This is a genomic window from Caballeronia sp. TF1N1, from assembly GCF_022878925.1.
GTDB lineage: Bacteria > Pseudomonadota > Gammaproteobacteria > Burkholderiales > Burkholderiaceae > Caballeronia.
Window position 1 is genome coordinate 637,190 of record NZ_CP084629.1, and the last position, 17,442, is coordinate 654,631.

14 protein-coding genes are annotated in these 17,442 nt (G+C 61.5%); 12 read left to right on the plus strand and 2 right to left on the minus strand.

Annotated features, from left to right (window positions below; genetic code table 11):
* Positions 1–145 precede the first annotated feature (145 nt).
* The 11 genes from LDZ28_RS29025 to LDZ28_RS29075 all read left to right on the plus strand — a co-directional run bounded on the left by LDZ28_RS29025 (position 146) and on the right by LDZ28_RS29075 (position 14,070).
* Positions 146–781, plus strand: coding sequence for a hydrolase (locus LDZ28_RS29025; protein ID WP_244831207.1), 636 nt, complete (start codon positions 146–148; stop codon positions 779–781).
* Between the two features lie 96 nt (positions 782–877).
* Positions 878–2,764, plus strand: coding sequence for an amidohydrolase (locus LDZ28_RS29030; RefSeq protein WP_244831208.1), 1,887 nt, complete (start codon positions 878–880; stop codon positions 2,762–2,764).
* 18 nt (positions 2,765–2,782) lie between these two features.
* Positions 2,783–4,252, plus strand: a complete 1,470-nt coding sequence (locus tag LDZ28_RS29035) for a mechanosensitive ion channel family protein (RefSeq protein WP_244831209.1) — start codon at positions 2,783–2,785, stop codon at positions 4,250–4,252.
* A 111-nt stretch (positions 4,253–4,363) separates the two neighbouring features.
* Positions 4,364–4,588 (plus strand): DUF1427 family protein, encoded by a 225-nt coding sequence (locus LDZ28_RS29040; protein ID WP_244831210.1) that lies wholly within the window; start codon positions 4,364–4,366, stop codon positions 4,586–4,588.
* Between the two features lie 20 nt (positions 4,589–4,608).
* Positions 4,609–5,289, plus strand: coding sequence for a YoaK family protein (locus LDZ28_RS29045; RefSeq protein ID WP_244831211.1), 681 nt, complete (start codon positions 4,609–4,611; stop codon positions 5,287–5,289).
* Positions 5,290–5,316: 27 nt separating this feature from the next.
* Positions 5,317–6,252, plus strand: coding sequence for a glyoxalase (locus LDZ28_RS29050; protein WP_370652272.1), 936 nt, complete (start codon positions 5,317–5,319; stop codon positions 6,250–6,252).
* Complete coding sequence (locus LDZ28_RS29055; RefSeq protein WP_370652273.1) at positions 6,176–7,714, plus strand: alginate export family protein; 1,539 nt, start codon at positions 6,176–6,178, stop codon at positions 7,712–7,714. The genes LDZ28_RS29050 and LDZ28_RS29055 overlap by 77 nt, the downstream gene beginning before the upstream one ends.
* A 22-nt stretch (positions 7,715–7,736) precedes the next feature.
* Positions 7,737–9,455, plus strand: a complete 1,719-nt coding sequence (locus LDZ28_RS29060) for an FAD-dependent oxidoreductase (RefSeq protein WP_244831214.1) — start codon at positions 7,737–7,739, stop codon at positions 9,453–9,455.
* Positions 9,456–9,538: 83 nt separating this feature from the next.
* Complete coding sequence (locus tag LDZ28_RS29065) at positions 9,539–10,504, plus strand: MBL fold metallo-hydrolase (protein WP_370652274.1); 966 nt, start codon at positions 9,539–9,541, stop codon at positions 10,502–10,504.
* A gap of 33 nt (positions 10,505–10,537) precedes the next feature.
* Positions 10,538–10,981, plus strand: a complete 444-nt coding sequence (locus tag LDZ28_RS29070) for a DUF3331 domain-containing protein (RefSeq protein WP_244831215.1) — start codon at positions 10,538–10,540, stop codon at positions 10,979–10,981.
* 179 nt (positions 10,982–11,160) lie between these two features.
* Entirely contained in the window at positions 11,161–14,070 is a 2,910-nt protein-coding gene (locus tag LDZ28_RS29075) for a winged helix-turn-helix domain-containing protein (RefSeq protein WP_244831216.1), read from the plus strand.
* A 177-nt stretch (positions 14,071–14,247) separates the two neighbouring features.
* On the opposite strand, the gene LDZ28_RS29080 is transcribed toward LDZ28_RS29075, so the two are convergent.
* Positions 14,248–14,382 (minus strand): hypothetical protein, encoded by a 135-nt coding sequence (locus LDZ28_RS29080; RefSeq protein WP_370652275.1) that lies wholly within the window; start codon positions 14,380–14,382, stop codon positions 14,248–14,250.
* A gap of 629 nt (positions 14,383–15,011) precedes the next feature.
* Between LDZ28_RS29080 and LDZ28_RS29085 the strand changes: the two genes are divergently transcribed.
* Positions 15,012–16,091: a lipid II-degrading bacteriocin gene (locus LDZ28_RS29085; protein ID WP_244831217.1), complete on the plus strand. Its 1,080-nt coding sequence runs from the start codon at positions 15,012–15,014 to the stop codon at positions 16,089–16,091.
* Between the two features lie 415 nt (positions 16,092–16,506).
* Here LDZ28_RS29085 and LDZ28_RS29090 read toward each other — a convergent pair whose 3' ends face one another.
* Positions 16,507–17,427: a LysR family transcriptional regulator gene (locus LDZ28_RS29090; RefSeq protein ID WP_244831218.1), complete on the minus strand. Its 921-nt coding sequence runs from the start codon at positions 17,425–17,427 to the stop codon at positions 16,507–16,509.
* Positions 17,428–17,442 lie beyond the last annotated feature (15 nt).

Here is a 17,442-nt window from a genome sequence, read left to right on the forward strand (position 1 = left end):
GCGAATATTCGTTAAGAACAATTAAGGGATTTTTCAAGGACTCGGCGAAGACGCGTGGCTATCATCCATCTCAATCCTTCCAGCCGCTCACCCGAGCACGGCATGTTCGTCCTGACTGCCGCATCTTTTCCAACGGAGCCTGCAAATGCCGCAAGAACTATTGACCCCGGATACCTGCGCGGTTGCGCTGATCGACTATCAGCCGCAGATGTTTTTTGGCACGACCTCGCATGAACGCACCACCATCCTGCATAACGTGCAGGCTATCGCCAAGGCGGCGAAGTTGTTCAAGGTGCCGACCATTCTCACTACCGTTGCCGCCAAAACCTTTAGCGGCGACATGGTGCCCGAAGTGCAAGGCGTGTTTCCGGAGCAGCAGCCGGTCGACCGTACCTCGATGAACTCGTGGGAAGACGCGGGCTTTCGCCGAGCAATCGAAGCGACGGGCCGCAAGAAGATCGTGCTCGCGGGTCTTTGGACGGAAGTATGCGTGACGTTTCCGACCGTGCAGATGATCGCGGAAGGCTATCAAATCTACGTCCCGACCGATGCTTGTGGCGACATCACGCACGAAGCGCACGAACGCGCCGTGCAGCGAATCATCCAGGCCGGCGCGGTGCCAATGACGTCGCTTCAGTTCATGTTCGAACTGCAACGCGACTGGGGCCGCACCGAGACTTACGAAGGTTGCATGGACATTCTCAAGTCGCATAGCGCGTATGGCATCGGCGTGCGTTATGCGAAATCGATTCTCGGCGAACACGCAAGCGAAGCGGGCTGATTCAGCTCGCAGTGGTATCGAAAAGGCTGGCGCGAAGTTCATCGCGCCGGCTTCCAGCAAGCGCCGCGTCGCGGCACGCCTCACACGAGAACGCCCATGAATTCAAGCACGAGCTCAGGCACGGGTTCAGGCACGCCCGCGCGCGCCGATACCGTATTCTTCAACGGCAAGATAGCCACGCAGGACGACAAGCGTTCGTTCGCGGATGCACTCGCCGTTGCCGATGGCAAGGTCATCGAAGCAGGATCGCGTGAAGTCGTGATGCGTCATGCGAACGACGCGACGCGCCTCATTGATCTCAACGGGCGCACCGTGATTCCCGGCCTCAACGATTCGCATCTGCATGTCATACGCGGCGGCCTCAACTTCAACATGGAGTTGCGTTGGGATGGCGTTCCGTCGCTTGCGGACGCGCTCGACATGCTGAGGAAGCAGGTTGCACGCACGCCCGCCCCGCAATGGGTGCGCGTGGTCGGCGGCTGGAACGAATTTCAGTTTGCGGAGCGCCGTGGTCCGACGCTCGAAGAGATCAACGCGATTGCACCGGACACGCCGGTGTTCATCCTGCATCTGTATGACAGCGCATTGCTCAACGCGGCGGCCTTGCGCGCGGTCGGCTATACGAAGGAAACAGCCGATCCGCCCGGCGGCGAAATTCAGCGCGACAAGCGCGGCAATCCGACCGGCATGCTGATTGCGCGGCCCAACGCGGGCCTTCTTTACGCGACGCTCGCCAAGGGTCCGAAGCTGCCGCCCGACGAGCAGCGCAATTCCACGCGCCACTTCATGCGTGAGTTGAATCGTCTTGGCGTGACGAGCGCGATCGATGCAGGCGGCGGATATCAGGCTTATCCCGACGATTACGCTGTCATCATGGACTTGGCGAAGCACAACGAATTGACCGTGCGTATCGCGTACAACCTCTTCACGCAGAACGCAAAGAAGGAGATTGAAGACTTCGCGAAGTGGGTGAAGATGACGAAGCCCGGCGAAGGCGACGACTTCCTGCGCGTGAACGGCGCAGGCGAAATGCTGGTGTTCTCGGCGGCTGATTTCGAAGACTTTCTGGAACCGCGCCCCGACCTGCCCGACACGCTCGAAACCGAACTCGAAGCGGTAGTGCGTCTGCTCGTTGCAAACCGCTGGCCGTTCCGTCTGCATGCCACTTATAACGAATCGATCGAACGCTTCCTCAATGTGTTCGAACGTGTGAATGCCGACATTCCCTTCGATGGCTTGCGCTGGTTTTTCGATCATTGCGAGACCATCACGCAGAAAAATATCGACCGTGTAAAGGCGCTTGGCGGCGGTATCGCAATCCAGCATCGCATGGCGTATCAGGGCGAGTACTTCATCGCACGATACGGCGAGGAAGCCGTGAAGCGCACGCCGCCTATCCGCCACATGCTCGATGCCGGTCTGCCCGTGGGCGCGGGCACCGATGCCACGCGCGTGGCGAGCTTCAACCCGTTCGTCTCGCTTTATTGGATGGTGTCGGGCAAGACGGTCGGCGGCACGGCCATGTACGACGGCGCGAACAAACTCGACCGCATGGAAGCATTGCGCCGTTATACCGTTGGCAGCGCGTGGTTTTCAAGCGAGGACGATCGCAAGGGCGCGCTCGTCGCGGGGCAGTACGCGGACTTCGCGGTGCTATCGGAAGACTTCTTCACCGTCGATGAAAGCCGCATCAAGTTTCTCGATTCGGTCATGACCGTGGTGGGCGGCAAGGTCGTCTATGCGAGCGACGAGTTCACCCCATACGGTCCCCCGGACTTGCCGGTGAGTCCGTCATGGTCGCCGGTGGCGGAGTTCGGCGGCTATAGCCGTTACAAGCCGACCGCGGTTGCCTGCGTGGACGGTTGCGTGAATCTTTGCAACGTGCATGCGCATGCGCACGGTTTCGCGTGGCGCAAGAACGTACCTGTCAGCGACTCGAACGGCTTCTGGGGCGCGCTGGGATGCAGTTGTTTCGCGTTTTGAACAAGGGCGAGTGACGCGATGCCGACCCTGACCGATGGCCTGCTCTTCGGCATCGCGATACTCGTCGTAGACTTCCTCGCGTGGCGCTTCATGGACCGCAGAAGCGAGCCTATGCGGCTCGCGTTTCGTGCGTCCATGTTCGCGTTATCGACGTGGGTGTTGTTCGCGCACGGCATGAATCCGCTCTTTGCGGCGCCCTGGCCCAACGAACCGCTGCGGCATCTGCTTGCCCAAGTGCTGGAGTTGATGTGGTGGCTGCAAGGCGCGCGGCTCGTCACGATCATGCTCGACCGCATCGTGCTGCCCGAAGCGTGGCACAAGGAGCGGCTCTTTCAGGACGTGCTCGGTGCGCTCGTCTATCTGGCTGCCGCGGTCGCGGCCGTTGCGTTCGTGTTGCAGTTGCCCGTGCGCGGGTTGCTGGCGACCTCGGGCGCGGTGGCCATTGTCATCGGCCTTGCAATTCAAAGCACGCTCAACGATGTGTTCTCGGGCATCGTGCTCAACGCGACGCAGCCGTTTCGTCTGGGCGACTGGATCACTATCGGCGATGCCGAAGGCAAGGTCGTCGAGAGCAACTGGCGTGCGACGAGCCTGCTCAACGGGCAGGGCAACATCGTCGTGATCCCGAACAGCGTCGCGGCGCGCACGAACATCGTTAATTCGAATCAGCCGTTCGATACGAACGGCATCAGCGTCGTGCTCTCGGTGGATCCATCGGTGCGTCCCGCTGTCGTGCTCGATGCGCTCGGCGATGCCGCAGCAAGTTGCATCGACGTTATCGACCGTCCCGCGCCGGTCGTAAGTGTGCGGCGCGCGACCGAAGACGCCATCGAATACGAGATTCTTTGTTACGTCGATTCGCTCGACAAGAAAGTTTCGGTGCGCAGCGATCTCTTCGATCTGGCGCATCGGCATCTAGGTTCGCGTGCGGTCGTGTTGCGTCCGTTGTCGGCGCCACGGCAAACGACGCAAGCCATCGACGAGAAGCTCGTGTTGTTGCGCGACGTGACCATCTTTCATACGCTCGATGCGGACGAACTGAACGAGCTCTCCAAACGCCTCACACGTCATGTTTTCGAAGTGGGCGAAACGGTGTTTGCAGCGGGCAGCGACGAAGGTCAGGCGTTGCACATCATTGCGCGTGGCGTGGCAAGCGTGACGGTGCCGAAAGCATCGCACGATCTCGAAGTGCGAAGACTTGCGCCCGGCGATTCCATCGGTCAATCCGGCATTCTCGCGGGCGTGCAAAGCGATGTGACCGTGCGTGCGACGACGCGCGTCGTCGTGTACCGGCTCGACAAGGAGGCGCTCACGCCTATTCTCGCGCGACGTCCCGAGGTCACGAGCGAGATGTGCAGGCTGCTTTCCGAGCATCGCGCGAGCGACCAGATGTTGCGCGCGGCGCCTGCCGGGCAGGCATCGGAACATAGCAGTCTTTTCGGATGGATTCGCGAGGGCGTGAAGCGTTTTCATCAATTGACCTTTTGAGGTCTTAAGGTTTTTTAAGCTTTATCCAAGGCCAATTATCAATCGGCTTGCTAGGCTTTCCCTTAAGGGAGAGACAGCGTTTCTTCTTTAGGAAAGGATGGGACAGAGAACATGGGCTATGTCATTTCACTCGGTGTGGGCTTCGCGGTCGGCCTGCTTTATTGGCTCTTGCGCGTGCAGTCACCCGCGCCGCCCTTGATCGCGCTAGCGGGACTGCTCGGCATGGTGCTCGGCGAACACGCAATACCGGTCGTGAAGTCGCAGTTCTTCGCGCAAACCGAAAGCGTGAACGTCGTATCGAAGGACAAGGCAGGCACGTCGCGTGAAGGCGGCTGAGGTTTCACCGGAGAAGTCCCTTGAAAGAGCATGAAGAGACGGTGCTCGCGTTGATAGCGGGATACGTCGATACGCTGGGATTCGTCGCGTTGTTCGGCCTCTTCACGGCGCATGTGACAGGCAACTTCGTGCTGATCGGCGCGGAGGTCGCGGGCGTGGGGCAAGGCGTGCTGCTCAAGCTGCTGGCGTTTCCGGCGTTCATCGTCGGCGTGGGATCGGCGAGCGTGGCGGCAAAGATCATGAAGGCACGTGGCGACGCCTACATCGCCGCAGCATTGCATCTGTGGCAAGCGTTGCTGTTGTTCGCGTTCTTCGGCACAGGACTGCTCGCGTTGCCTATCGATGACGCTTCATCGGGCATGGTGCTGCTCTGCGGCGTGTTGGGCGCCACCGCAATGGGCGTGCAGAACGCGCGCCCCAAAGTCTTGCAGAAGCCCGGGCTGCCCAACACAGTGATGACCGGCAATGTCACGCAGATCGTGCTCGATCTGGTCGATCTCGCGCATCGCGGTTCGCATCATGCAGAAGGGCCGCAAGTGCTTGCGCGTTTGCGCGCCACGCTCACGGCCATGCTTGCCTTTGCTATCGGCGCGGTGGGCGGCGCGCTCGCCTTCGTGCATCTCTCGTTCTACGGCCTGATCTTGCCCATCGCGCTGCTTCTGTTGCTCGCATGGCCGCCGCGCGTTGCCCGGGCGGCGTGACTTACGGTTCGCTCACTTCAAACATCAATGAGTATCGACATGATCAAGCTCGTTCGCTCAAGCGCCATCGCGGCGGCATTTCTCATCGGCATTGCGCCTCTCGCATCGTTCGCGGATGCCGGTCCGCATGACGCTACCGCTGCGTCCGCCATCAAGGGTCGAGTCGCGGTCGGTCCGCAATACGATACGACCCACGTCTACGTCGCATCCGCCGATGTCGATACCTTCGTGCAGAGCTTTCTCGCGACCTTCGGCGGCAAGGCATCGCAGAAGGCGGTTTTCACCGTGACGCCCACGCCGAGCAAGACGGCTTCGCAATACGTGCAGACGCCCGTGGGCATGCTGTCCGTGTTCGGCTTCGAAACGCCCGTGCCTTATCCGTTCGGCAACGAGCGCACGGGCTATCTCGTGACCGATATCGACGACGCCGTGAAGGCCGCGCGCGCGGCGGGCGCGGACGTGATCGTCGAACCGTTCGACGACCCCATCGGCAAAGACGCGATCATCCAGTGGCCGGGCGGCCTCGTCATGCAGCTCTACTGGCACACCAAGGCGCCGAACTACGCGCCGCTGCAAAGCGTGCCCGACAACCGCGTCTATGTCTCGCGTTACGAAGCAAATAACTTCGTGCGCCGCTGGCTGCGCTTTTCTCATGGCAAGGTGGTCTCGGACAATGCGCGTGCCGATGCGGGCGTGATCGGCAAACCGGGCGAGACGTTCCGGCAGATTCGCATCGACTCGAATTTCGGGCGCATGGTCGTCTTCGTGACCGATGGCAAGCTGCCGTTTCCGTTCGGCAAGGAAACGACCGGCTATGGTGTCGATGACCTCGCCGCGACCCTGCAACGTGCGCAAGCGGCAGGCGCGAAGGTGCTGGTCCCGGCTTATGCGAGCGCAAGCTACAAGACGGCGATGGTCGAGTTCCCGGGCGGATATATCGCCGAAATCCACGATGGCCGCTGATCGTTCCAGACGCTGCCGTGCGCTGCGTTCGCTGCGTATGTTCTTGATCGGCACGGGGATCGCGGCGGCGCTGCCCGTATCCGCAGCGGATACGGCGCTCGGCAGCGCAGGCGACGATACCAACGCCAGCGCCGCGCCAGGGGCATCGTGCGCTCGCCCGGCGATCAAGTTCAATCGCTGGCAGGAAGACTGGTCCGTGCTCGGTCTGCCTTGCGTGCCGAAACGCCCGCTCGACGCGCTCAAGTACATTCCGCTGTTCGGCAATCCGGACGCGTATGTGTCGCTCGGAGCGGTGCTGCGAGAACGCGTCGAGATGAACGACGCGCCGCTCTTCGGCCTAGGCTCCGGCCGCGACGATACCTACGTGCTGCAACGTCTCGAAGTCCACGCCGATGTGCATCTCGGCCCCTATGTGCAAGTGTTCACGCAACTGGAAGACGCGCGTCCGTATGGCAAGGACAACGTGACCTCCGTCGACAAGAATCCGCTCGATCTGCGTCAGGCGTTCATTGCGTTCACGCATCCGCTCGCGGGCGGGCTCGTCAAATTGCGCGCGGGGCGGCAGGAGATGGCGTTCGACTTGCAGCGCTTCGTATCGGTGCGCGACGGCCCGAACGTGCGGCAGGCTTTCGACGGTTTCTGGGGCGACTACGAGACCGGTCCGTGGCGCTGGATCGCCTATGCAACGCAGCCGGTGCAGTATCGCTTCAACACGGATTTCGACGATGTCTCCAATCGTCATCTCACCTTCAGCGGCGCGCGCGTCGAACGTCAGGGCGTGGGGCCGGGTGATCTGTCCGCGTATTACTCGCGCTATAACCGCAGCAATGCGCGCTTTCTCGATGCCAGCGGCGACGAGCATCGCGATGTTTTTGACATGCGATACGCGGGCAACGTCTCGCATATCGACTGGGACGTGGAAGGCATGTATCAAAGCGGTCATGTCGGCGAGAAGACGATCAGCGCATGGGCCGTGGGTTCGCTCGCCGGTTACACGTTGGCGGCGGCGCCCTGGACCCCGCGTCTGGGCATTCAGATCGATGCCGCCTCGGGCGACCGTCATCCGGGCGATGGGCGCGTCGGCACGTTCAATCCGCTCTTTCCGAACGGCTATTACTTCACGCTCGCGGGCTACACGGGATACACCAACCTGATTCATATCAAGCCGTCGCTCACGCTCAAGCCCAACAGCAAGCTCTCGCTGCTCGCGGGCGTCGGCTTGCAATGGCGTGAGACCACCGCGGACGCCGTCTATGGACAAGGCTCGGCGGTCGTGCCGGGAACAGCCGGGCGCGGCTCGCGCTGGACCGGCTTTTATACGCAAGTGCGCGCGGACTATAACGTCGCGGCGAATCTCGTGGCCTCGGTCGAGGCCGTGCATTTTCAAGTCGGCTCGTCCTTGCGCGATCTCGGCGCGAGCAATGCCGACTACGTGGGCGCCGAACTCAAGTTCGGCTGGTAAAGCATTCGATGGAGCCTGAGTCATGAGCGATTCCGATCTACCGAGGCCGTTCGGGCGTGCCGCGACGCCATCCGAACTCGAAGTGCCTTTTTCCTCGCTTGAATTTCGTCAGCACCAGATGTTTCCGCGTCTTTCGGATACCGAGATCGAAAGCGTGCGGCGTTTCGCGCGGCCCATGTCGTTCAAAAAAGGCGACATGATATTCGAAACGGGCAAGGTGGCGCTCGGTCTTTTCGTGTTGCTGAAGGGGCGCGTGCGTATCTCTTCGCGCGACAGCTTCGGGCGCTCCACGCTCGTCACCGAACACGACGACGGGCATTTCATGGCCGAGATGGCGCAACTCTCGGGCAAGCCCGCGCTGATCGACGGCGTCGCGCTCACCGACGCCGAAACGCTCGTCATCGAACCCGACAAGCTGCGCGCGCTGATCGTCGCCGACGCGCAACTCGGCGAGCACATCATGCGTGCGCTGATCCTGCGGCGGCTCGGATTGATCGAGCAGGGGCTCGGGCCGATCATCGTCGGCAATGGAGACGATGCGCGGCTGATCCGTCTGCAAGGCTTCCTGCGCCGCAACGCGCACCCGGCAACCGTGGTCGATGCCCGCACCGATCCCGAAGCGGTGACGCTGCTCTCCGGCATGACGACCGGTCCGGACGACTTCCCGCTCGTCTTCTGCCCGAACGGCTACGTGTTGCGCGCGCCGGACGAGGCGCAACTCGCGTCGTGCCTGGGACTCGTGCCGGCGTTCGAGCCTTCGCATATCTACGATGTCGCTATCGTCGGCGCGGGACCGGCCGGGCTCGCGGCGTCGGTGTATGCGGCCACCGAAGGGCTTTCGGTGGCCGTGTTCGATCAGCGCGCGCCGGGCGGTCAGGCGGGCGCGAGCGCGCGGATCGAAAACTATCTCGGCTTTCCCACCGGCATCTCGGGCCAGGCGTTGGCGGCCCGCGCGTTTCAGCAGGCGCTCAAGTTCGGCGCGCACCTCGCCATTCCGGGCAAGGTGACGTGCGTCACGCCCGAGAACGACGTCTTCGTCGTCACGCTCACCGATGGCCAGCGCGTGAGCGCACGCACGATCGTGGCGGCGAGCGGCGCGGCGTATCGCAAGCCGGACGTCGAGGACTTCGACCGCTTCGAAGGGCGCGGCACGTACTACTGGGCGTCGACCATCGAGGCGCGGCTCGTCAAGGGGCAGGACATCGTGTTGATCGGCGGCGGCAATTCGGCCGGTCAGGCGATCGTCTTTCTTGCCAACTTCGCGCGCAGCGTGCGGGTGCTCGTGCGCGGCGAAAGCCTGAGCGCGAGCATGTCGCGGTATCTGATCGACCGCATTGCCTCCCTGCCAAACGTGATGCTCTGCACGCGCTGCACGTTGAGCGGCCTCGAAGGCGACGAGGCGGGCCTCACGCACGTTCGCGTCCATCATGCGGACGAGGCACGTGACGAGGCCATCGCGACGCGGCATCTGTTCCTCTTCATCGGCGCGGACCCGGAGACGCGCTGGCTCGCGGCGAGCGGCGTCGCGCTCGACAACCGCGGCTTCGTGATGACGGGATCGGGTCGCACGGAACACGGCACGCGGCTGCGCTTCGCGCTGGAGACGAGCGTGCCGGGCATCTTCGCGGTTGGTGACGTGCGCTCGGAATCGGCCAAGCGCGTGGCTTCCGCGGTCGGCGACGGCGCGGCGGTGGTCAGTCAGATTCATGCGTATCTGAGCTTGTCGGTCACCGCCGATTAATAACATTTAAGGACGATTAGCGCGTCTGCCGATTTATGCGTGGCTATGCTTCGTGAGAACCGGTGCGTGCAAGGGAAACGCTCATGTCGAAGTGGAGAAGTCTCGGATGCCTCGTGCTTTGCGTCAGCGCCTTCATGACGACGGACGCGGCATTCGCCCGCGCGCCGATGGTCGGCACGCAAGGGCCGGGCTTTTATCGCCTGATGCTCGGGCAATTCGAAGTCACGGCGCTGTCCGACGGCACGCATCCTTTTCCCATCGATACGGTGGTGGAGGGTGTATCGAAGAAGGAAATCGCCGAGGACTTGCGGCGCGATTTCCTCGATGCGCCGGTTCAAGGCTCGATCAACGCGTTCCTCGTCAACACGGGCGCGAAGCTGATTCTGATCGACTCCGGCGCGGGCGTGTTGTACGGCGCGTGCTGCGGCCGGATGATGGCGAACCTGCGGGCGGCGGGGTATCGGCCGGAAGACGTAGATGAGATTCTGCTCACGCATCTGCATAAGGATCACGTGGGCGGCGTCATCGTCGATGGCGCGATGGCGTTTCCAAACGCCGTGCTGCGCGTAAACCGGACCGAGGCGGACTACTGGCTCGATGCCGCGAACAAGCCGAAGGCGCCTGCGTTTCTCTCGACTTTCTTCGATGCCGCGAGCGCATCCGTCGCGCCTTACGTGGCGGCGGGCCGTTTCGTGCCGTTCTCGGGCGATGTCGAACTCGAACCCGGCATTCGCGCCATCGCGACGCCGGGTCATACGCCGGGACACACGACGTATCGCATCGAAAGCGGCGGCAAGACGATGCTCGCGTGGGGCGACGTGATCCACGTGGCGAGCATTCAGTTGCGCAATCCGCAGGCGTTTGTCGAGTACGACACCGATGCACCGGCCGCGCGCCGTTCGCGCCGCGCCGCGCTCGATCTCGTGGCGCGCGAGGGCGATCTCGTGGCGGCGGCGCACATCGCGTTTCCGGGTTTGGGACATGTGAGAAAGGAGGGCGCCCGCTACGAGTGGGTGCCCGTCAACTACGAAGGCGATCCGGGCCATTGACGCGCCCGGCGCCTGACCACGCGGAGATGCGCGATGCCAGAAGCCCTCGTAGCAGAACGTAGAACCCTGCCGCCACGTGCCGCAAGAGGGGCGGAGGTGATCGCGAATCTCACGCGCGGCGCGGTCTGGACGCATGTGATCGATGCGCTGCAAGGCGGCAACGACATGGCGCATCGTGCGGCGCTGGAAGCCTTGAAGCGCATGCGCGGACGCGAGACGCAGCCGTTTGCGGACCATGCGCGCATCGAGGTGCTGGAGCGCCTGTCGTCGAGAACCATCGCGATTCTCTGGCAGGACGCGACGCGTTGCCGCTATGCGGATCAGGTCTGGGTGCGTTGCCAGGCGCGCAAGATTGGCCGTTGCGCGCTCACGGGCGCGGGGATCGTGCGTGGCGATATCGTCTACAAGCCGCAACGGCGCAGCGCTTCGTTGGGCAATGCACGCGCCATGATCTTGGCTTCCGCGTTGCCCGACTAGGTTCGACGCTGCGCCGCATGTGCAAAACGCATGTGCAAAATTATTGAACGATAAGCCCGGTTTTTTCCAAACATGGGAGAAGGCGGGTGCTCTATGCTTCGGGGGCACTTTCCAGGCGCCAGAATTTTGGGTGCGGCACCGGGGCTACGTTCAAACCTTCATATGCTGGACCATTGCGCATGATTCGCATCGGACCGCTTCAGGTGGATCTCGAGCGTCGGCAATTGCTGCTCGATGACGAACCTGTTCGACTCGGAAGCCGTGCGTTCGATATTCTCGCCGTGCTCGTGGCCGCCGACGGCGCGCTCGTCTCGAAGAACGACCTGCTCGCGGCGGTATGGCCGGATACGCTCGTCGAAGAGAACAATCTGCAGGTGCACATGTCGGCGCTGCGCAAGGTGCTGGGCGCGAACCGCGTGCTGATCCAGACCGTCTCGGGACGCGGTTACCGGCTCGTCAGGACGAGGCAACCGGCCGATGCGCCCACGAGCGTCGCCAACGCCGGCGTTGCACACAACCTGCCTTCGAATACCTCCCCGCTCGTCGGACGCGATACCGCCATCGCCGATATCCTGCTCGCGCTCGAAGCGGCGCGGCATGTGACGCTGATCGGCGCGGGCGGGATCGGCAAGACGCGGCTTGCCATCGAAGCCGGACGGCGCTCGCTCGACCGCTTCCCCGACGGCGTGTATCTCGTTTCGCTTTCGCCCGCGCAAGATTTGCCAAGCGTGCTGGCGGCGTTCACCGGCACGCTTCGCATCAATCCGGCGGCGGGGTCGCGCTCGCTTGCCGTCATCGCGCAGGAATTGCGCGAGCGCCGCATGCTCGTCCTGCTCGATAACTGCGAACACGTTCTCACGCCTGCGGCGAGTCTCGCCGATGCGCTTTGCACGGTGAGCGATTCCATTCGCGTGCTGGCCACGAGCCGCGAACCGCTCAAGGTGGTGAGCGAGCATCTTTACTGGGTCGCGCCACTCAGCGTGCCCGCGCCAAGCGCCTCGGGCGTCGACATAAAGCGATGCAGCGCCGTGCAACTGTTTCTGGCTCGCGCGCGCGCCATCGACCTGCGCTTTTCGTGCGATGAACGCAGTATGGAACTCATCGGCACCGTTTGCCGGCGGCTGGACGGCATACCGCTCGCCATCGAACTGGCTGCATCGCGCGCCACGATACTCGGTGTCGAAACGCTTGCGGCGCATCTCGATGACCGCTTTCGCATGCTCACCGGCGGCAATCGCACGGCGCTGCCACGGCATCAGACCTTGCGCGCGACGCTCGACTGGAGCCACGCCTTACTCGATGACGCCGAACGCACGACCCTGCGCCGCCTCGGCATTTTCGTGGCGGACTTTTCGATGGAAGCGGCGGTCGCCATCGTCGGCGACGATGCATTGCGCGAGTTCGATGTGATCGCGGCGGTATCGGGACTCGTGGAGAAATCGCTCGTCGCACGGCAGACGGGGAATGGCCGCGCGGCGTATCGTCTGCTGGAATCGACGCGCGCCTATGCTTTGCAAAAACTCGATGACAACGGCGAGCGGCAACGCGTATCGCTCGGTCACGCCAATCATTTCGCGAGCCTTTTGAACGACGACGCGCAGCATGGCGGCGGACATCACTCCGAAGGTTGGCAACGGCGCATGCGCGACATGCTCGGCGACCTGCGCGCCGCGCTGACATGGACGCTTTCGCCCAAAGGCGATGCCATTTTGGCGGAAACGCTGTGCGTGAAATTCGTCTCGCTGCTGTTCGAACTTTCGCTCGTCGAGGAATGCTGCGTGTGGGCGCGGCGCTCGCTTGCCGCGCTGCAAACCGGACGCGAGGCGGAAGCTTTCTCGCATCGCTGCATGCGCGTGCGGATGCGTCTGCAGGCGGCGCTTGCTGCCGCGCTCGTCTATGTGCATGGTCCGGACAAGGAGACTCGCGCGTTGTGGTCGGAAGTGCTGGCGTTGTCGCTGGCGCTGGCGGATCGCGTCTTCGAGGCGCGCGCGCTCTGGGGCATGTGGAACGCGAGCCAAAGCGCGGGCGAAGTGCGCAGCGCGTTGTCGTTCGCCCGGCGCTTCGCGGCACTCGCCGCCGATTCGCAGACCACCGACGCCGAGCCGGAATCGACCGATGTGCTGCTCGGCTACCGGCTGCTCGGCATTGCTTCCCACTATGCGGGCGAACAGGCGAAGGCGCGGGCATCGCTCGAACACTTTCTGCAGCATGCGGCGCGCTTGCAGACGCGTATGCCGCTTGGGAGATCGGTCGATCAGCGGATCGTCGGGGAGGCCACGCTTGCTCGCGTGCTCTGGCTGCAAGGCGCGCGCGACGAGGCGCGGCGGTTGGCCGAAGCGTGCGTCGTGGATGCATGCGCCGCCGAGCAGGCTATCGTGACCGCTTATGTGCTGATCGAAGCGCGCATCCCGCTGGCGTTGCTCTCGCGCGAACGGGAGGCGGCGCGGCAGGCTATCGACATGCTGCTTCGGATTTCGATGCGCACGGGTTTGAACGTTGCGCAGGCGTGCGGCGCGGCATTCGACGCGTACCTGATTTCGCTCGATGACATCACGCCCGACGTCCTTCAAGCGTTCGACGCGGCCTTGAAGGAACTCGATACGCTCGGCTTCAACGCGCCGCGCTCCATGCTTGCCGCGCAATATGCGCGTGCGCTCGGGCAGGCGGGACAGCACGGCGAAGCCATCGACACGACCGTGCGCGCGCTCAAGCGTTGCAACGACAACGGCGACGCGTGGTATGCGAGCGAACTCTTGCGCACGCAGGGCGAGCTTCTGCTGATGGGGCCGCCGAGCGAGGCCGTGTCGCTCGATGCGGAAGTCTGCTTTGCGTCCGCGCTGGAAACGGCGTCGATGCAGGATAGCGATTCGTTCTATCTGACCGCGGCCACGAGCTACGCGCGTCACTTGCATGTGAGCGGCCGCAATGCGCAGGCCGTGACGGTGCTGGAAACGGCGTGCGCGCGCTTTTCGCAATGGCGCGAGTGGGACGATTTTCGCGCGGCGTTGCGCCTTTTGAACACGCTCAAGACCGCGTGCGATTCAGCGGATTCGGCGGATTCCGCGGATTCGAGGGAAGCGAGGCGCTGAGTCATCTGCTTGCTCTGGCGCGCGAGTTGGACAAACTTGTGCGCGGCTCTGCGCCCTCTGAATACGCTAAGAACGCGTTCGATTCGGCGCATTCGATGGAAGGCGGCGTTGAGCCGATCTCACGCGAGCGCCATGCGGCGATGCGTCCGCCGCACGCCTTTCAGAACCGCATCGCCATCACGCGGCCGCGATGCGTTGATGCGCGGCGTCGTCGATCAGGTCCGGGCGGTCGAGCTGATCGACCCACCATTGCAGCGCGCGTCCGACGCGATCGCTGCGCCACGCGAGATAGAAGTACGTGATATCTCGCATGCCGATGACTTCCTTGCTGACGAGCGTGCCGCGCCGGAGATGTTCATCGGCGAGACATTCGGGATCGAAGCACGCACGCTAACTGATAAGTAAAAGATCGATTTGTTGGCCTTAAAGCGGCTCTTTCCAATTAGACGCTGACACCCGACATACATACTAATGTTTTAACCAACAAATTCGCTTGCATTCAATGAGCGCCATCAATTAAGCGGGAAATATTTTGGCTGAAAAAATAAGACAAACCTCATGGTAGTGATTGGAGTTTGTGCTTTATTATTTTTCTGCCTTAGCATTGGCGCATACAAAGATTGTAGATGCTGACATCATAAAATTCGAAACAACGAATCATTAAAAAGCCCTCTTATTTTAGCTGGCTGAAGATGATTAAGTCGCAGGAGAGCACACCTCGGATTACGCGGTTTTAATCGACATAAGTAAAGCCGTTTTGTCGTGTTGTTTTGACGAGCAACATGACCCACGCATATGCGTGGTGATTTTAAATGTTCAATTCTTCGGAATGAAATTAATACGGCAATAATCTTACCGAAATGTAGTAAGCGCCGTCTACGGATCGCTTATTCTCGCGATAAGACAACGCAATAAATTCATTTCGATCATAGAGGCAACCTTTGAAAGAACAGAAAGTCAGTCTACCTGAATACAGCTCAATGATTTTAGATTCGCTCAATCAAATCCCGGATAAAAATCGTCGAACCCTTGTGCTGGGAAGTGTTGCAGGTGCAGCCACTTCGCTATTTCCAGTAGCAAGGGTATTTGCTGCTCCAACAGTCGATTTAGGAATGCTACCGCCGATCATGGTGTATGCGAATCCGCCTAAAGGGGATGCCTACTACGGTCTCGGGGGAAATGTTAACGGCCCACCGAGTCCCCCGCCGGGTTCACCGCCAACGAATCCTGACTTGCTTGCGGCAAATGTCATAGCCAATGGGGAAAGAGTCTTTGCCGCTGCGAATTCAGGCAATGCGTTAGCTGCGCTCGACGCATTCTTCCAAGGTCTTAGCGCGCGGTCAGCAGGCTATATTTTTGGACAAATCCAGTCGCTGGGCTTGTTTTCGCAATGGTTAGCGGCAGGAAACTATCAGCAGCTGATTAATGCGAATGCGTTTGGGTTTCTTCCAACCCAGGCGCAGTTTACCGCTACGATGTTCGGTTTGTATTACACGCAATCGCGAACGAAACCGCCTATTCAGGAGTTCCAATTCTACGGTACACCGTTGATGGACATCGCAGCGATCTACTATTGGATTGCTGGTAACGGGCAAGCTAGGGCAATGAACATGCGATCGCTCAATTTAACGATGACGATCGACGATTTCCAACCGATAAAGGATATTGTAAATAATCCTGCCATGGGGCCGGGAACATATCCTATTTCGGCGGCGTTTAGCACGAATCTCTTTAATCATGCGCCGACCAATCTTTGGGCTGCGGGCGTGCTGGGTCGCGTCGGAGGGCAGGTCAGTGGAACCTTGGTTCTAACATCTTCAAACACCTATACATTCACCGGCGATTTTGTTTTTGCACCCGACGCGTTCGACGCCGATAGTTCACACCGGCCATTTCCCCAAGAGGCCCTGACTACCTTCCTCAGGGCAATTGGCAACCTCTTCGACGCCAAAACCTATATCATCAATTTCGTGGGATCTCAGTCGGTTTCAATTTCCGGAACACGTCAGAACGGTCGCTAATGTCACCTAATTCGATATGAACTTCATCTGGGTAACTTTTTACGCCGTCGGATTGATGTATCCAGTGCTTCAGATAATCTACCTACGGCGCCAAAAGACGCGGCGGATGATTCTGGTATGGGCGGCCGCGGCATCGCTCGTAATTGCGGGCGGGACATTGACCGCTTGGACGGCGGTTGAAGCGCCTGAACTCAATGTCATTGCAGCATTAGGAATTGCCGTTGCCACTATCGGGGCCGCGTGGGGAAGCATTGGGCTGGTGATCAATCTATGTGTCTGGTTTTATAAGCGCATCAGACGATCTACGCGACCACCTGTATGTCGCTAAAGGGTTAAACCGTTTGACCGCAGTGCCTGTCTGTATGCAACTGTTCTTAACCCGCTGCCTCGCACGAAAGGAAGCCGTGCATCGCCATCACGCGGCCGCGATGCGTTGATGCGCGGCTTCATCGATCAGGTCCGGGCGGTCGAGCTGATCGACCCACCATTGCAGCGCGCGTCCGACGCGATCGCTGCGCCACGCGAGATAGAAGTACGTGATATCTCGCATGCCGATGACTTCCTTGCTGATGAGCGTGCCGCGCCGGAGATGTTCATCGGCGAGACATTCGGGAATGGTGCCGGCCGCGATGCCTTGCAACTGCGCGTGCAGTTTGGCTTCGAGCGACGGCACGGTGAGCACTTCCTGATTCGGCCCGATGGCGATGGTGCGCGGCGCGAGTTCACGCGAGGTATCGCCGATGGCAACGGCGCGGTGCTGCGCAACGGTATCGGCGGAAAGCGGCGCTTTTGCCGACGCGAGCGGATGATTGGGCGCGACCACGAACACATGCTTGAGCGAGCCGATTGGCTTGGCGATGAGATCGGGAATGAGCGGCGGCTCGCCTGCCGCGCCGACGACGAGATCCGCGCGGCGCGTGAGCAGCGCGTCCCACGAACCGCCGAGCACTTCCTTGGAGAGCACGAGGCGCGTGTCGAGCTTGAGACTGTAGAAGGCGCTGACGGGCTTCCACAACATGTCGAACGGAATGATTTCGTCGATGCCGAGCCGCAGTTCCGTTTCCCAGCCGTGCTGCACGCGTTTGGCTTTGCGTTCGAGATCGGCGGCGGCTTCGAGCAAACGGCGGCCTTCATCGACGACGAGGCGTCCTGCCTGCGTGAGCGTCGCGCGCCGCCCGGTGCGGTCGAAGAGCGTCACACCGAGATCGAGTTCCAGCTTCTGAACAAGATACGTCAGCGACGAGGGGACTTTGTGAAGCGCTTCCGCCGCTTTTGCGAAGGTTCCGGTGCGGTCGATGGCGTCGAGGGCCTGGAGGACTTCGAAGGAGAGGTTCATGGGGAGCGTCGGTAT

Bases quoted from the DNA above. Each gene is read 5' to 3' on its own strand.
- LDZ28_RS29025 (WP_244831207.1), top strand. From the start codon at position 146: ATGCCGCAAGAACTATTGACCCCGGATACCTGCGCGGTTGCGCTGATC.
- LDZ28_RS29070 (WP_244831215.1), top strand. From the start codon at position 10,538: ATGCCAGAAGCCCTCGTAGCAGAACGTAGAACCCTGCCGCCACGTGCC.
- LDZ28_RS29090 (WP_244831218.1), bottom strand. From the start codon at position 17,427: ATGAACCTCTCCTTCGAAGTCCTCCAGGCCCTCGACGCCATCGACCGC.
- LDZ28_RS29065 (WP_370652274.1), top strand. From the start codon at position 9,539: ATGTCGAAGTGGAGAAGTCTCGGATGCCTCGTGCTTTGCGTCAGCGCC.
- LDZ28_RS29040 (WP_244831210.1), top strand. From the start codon at position 4,364: ATGGGCTATGTCATTTCACTCGGTGTGGGCTTCGCGGTCGGCCTGCTT.
- LDZ28_RS29055 (WP_370652273.1), top strand. From the start codon at position 6,176: ATGCGAGCGCAAGCTACAAGACGGCGATGGTCGAGTTCCCGGGCGGAT.
- LDZ28_RS29060 (WP_244831214.1), top strand. From the start codon at position 7,737: ATGAGCGATTCCGATCTACCGAGGCCGTTCGGGCGTGCCGCGACGCCA.
- LDZ28_RS29035 (WP_244831209.1), top strand. From the start codon at position 2,783: ATGCCGACCCTGACCGATGGCCTGCTCTTCGGCATCGCGATACTCGTC.
- LDZ28_RS29075 (WP_244831216.1), top strand. From the start codon at position 11,161: ATGATTCGCATCGGACCGCTTCAGGTGGATCTCGAGCGTCGGCAATTG.
- LDZ28_RS29030 (WP_244831208.1), top strand. From the start codon at position 878: ATGAATTCAAGCACGAGCTCAGGCACGGGTTCAGGCACGCCCGCGCGC.
- LDZ28_RS29080 (WP_370652275.1), bottom strand. From the start codon at position 14,382: ATGCGAGATATCACGTACTTCTATCTCGCGTGGCGCAGCGATCGCGTC.
- LDZ28_RS29050 (WP_370652272.1), top strand. From the start codon at position 5,317: ATGAGTATCGACATGATCAAGCTCGTTCGCTCAAGCGCCATCGCGGCG.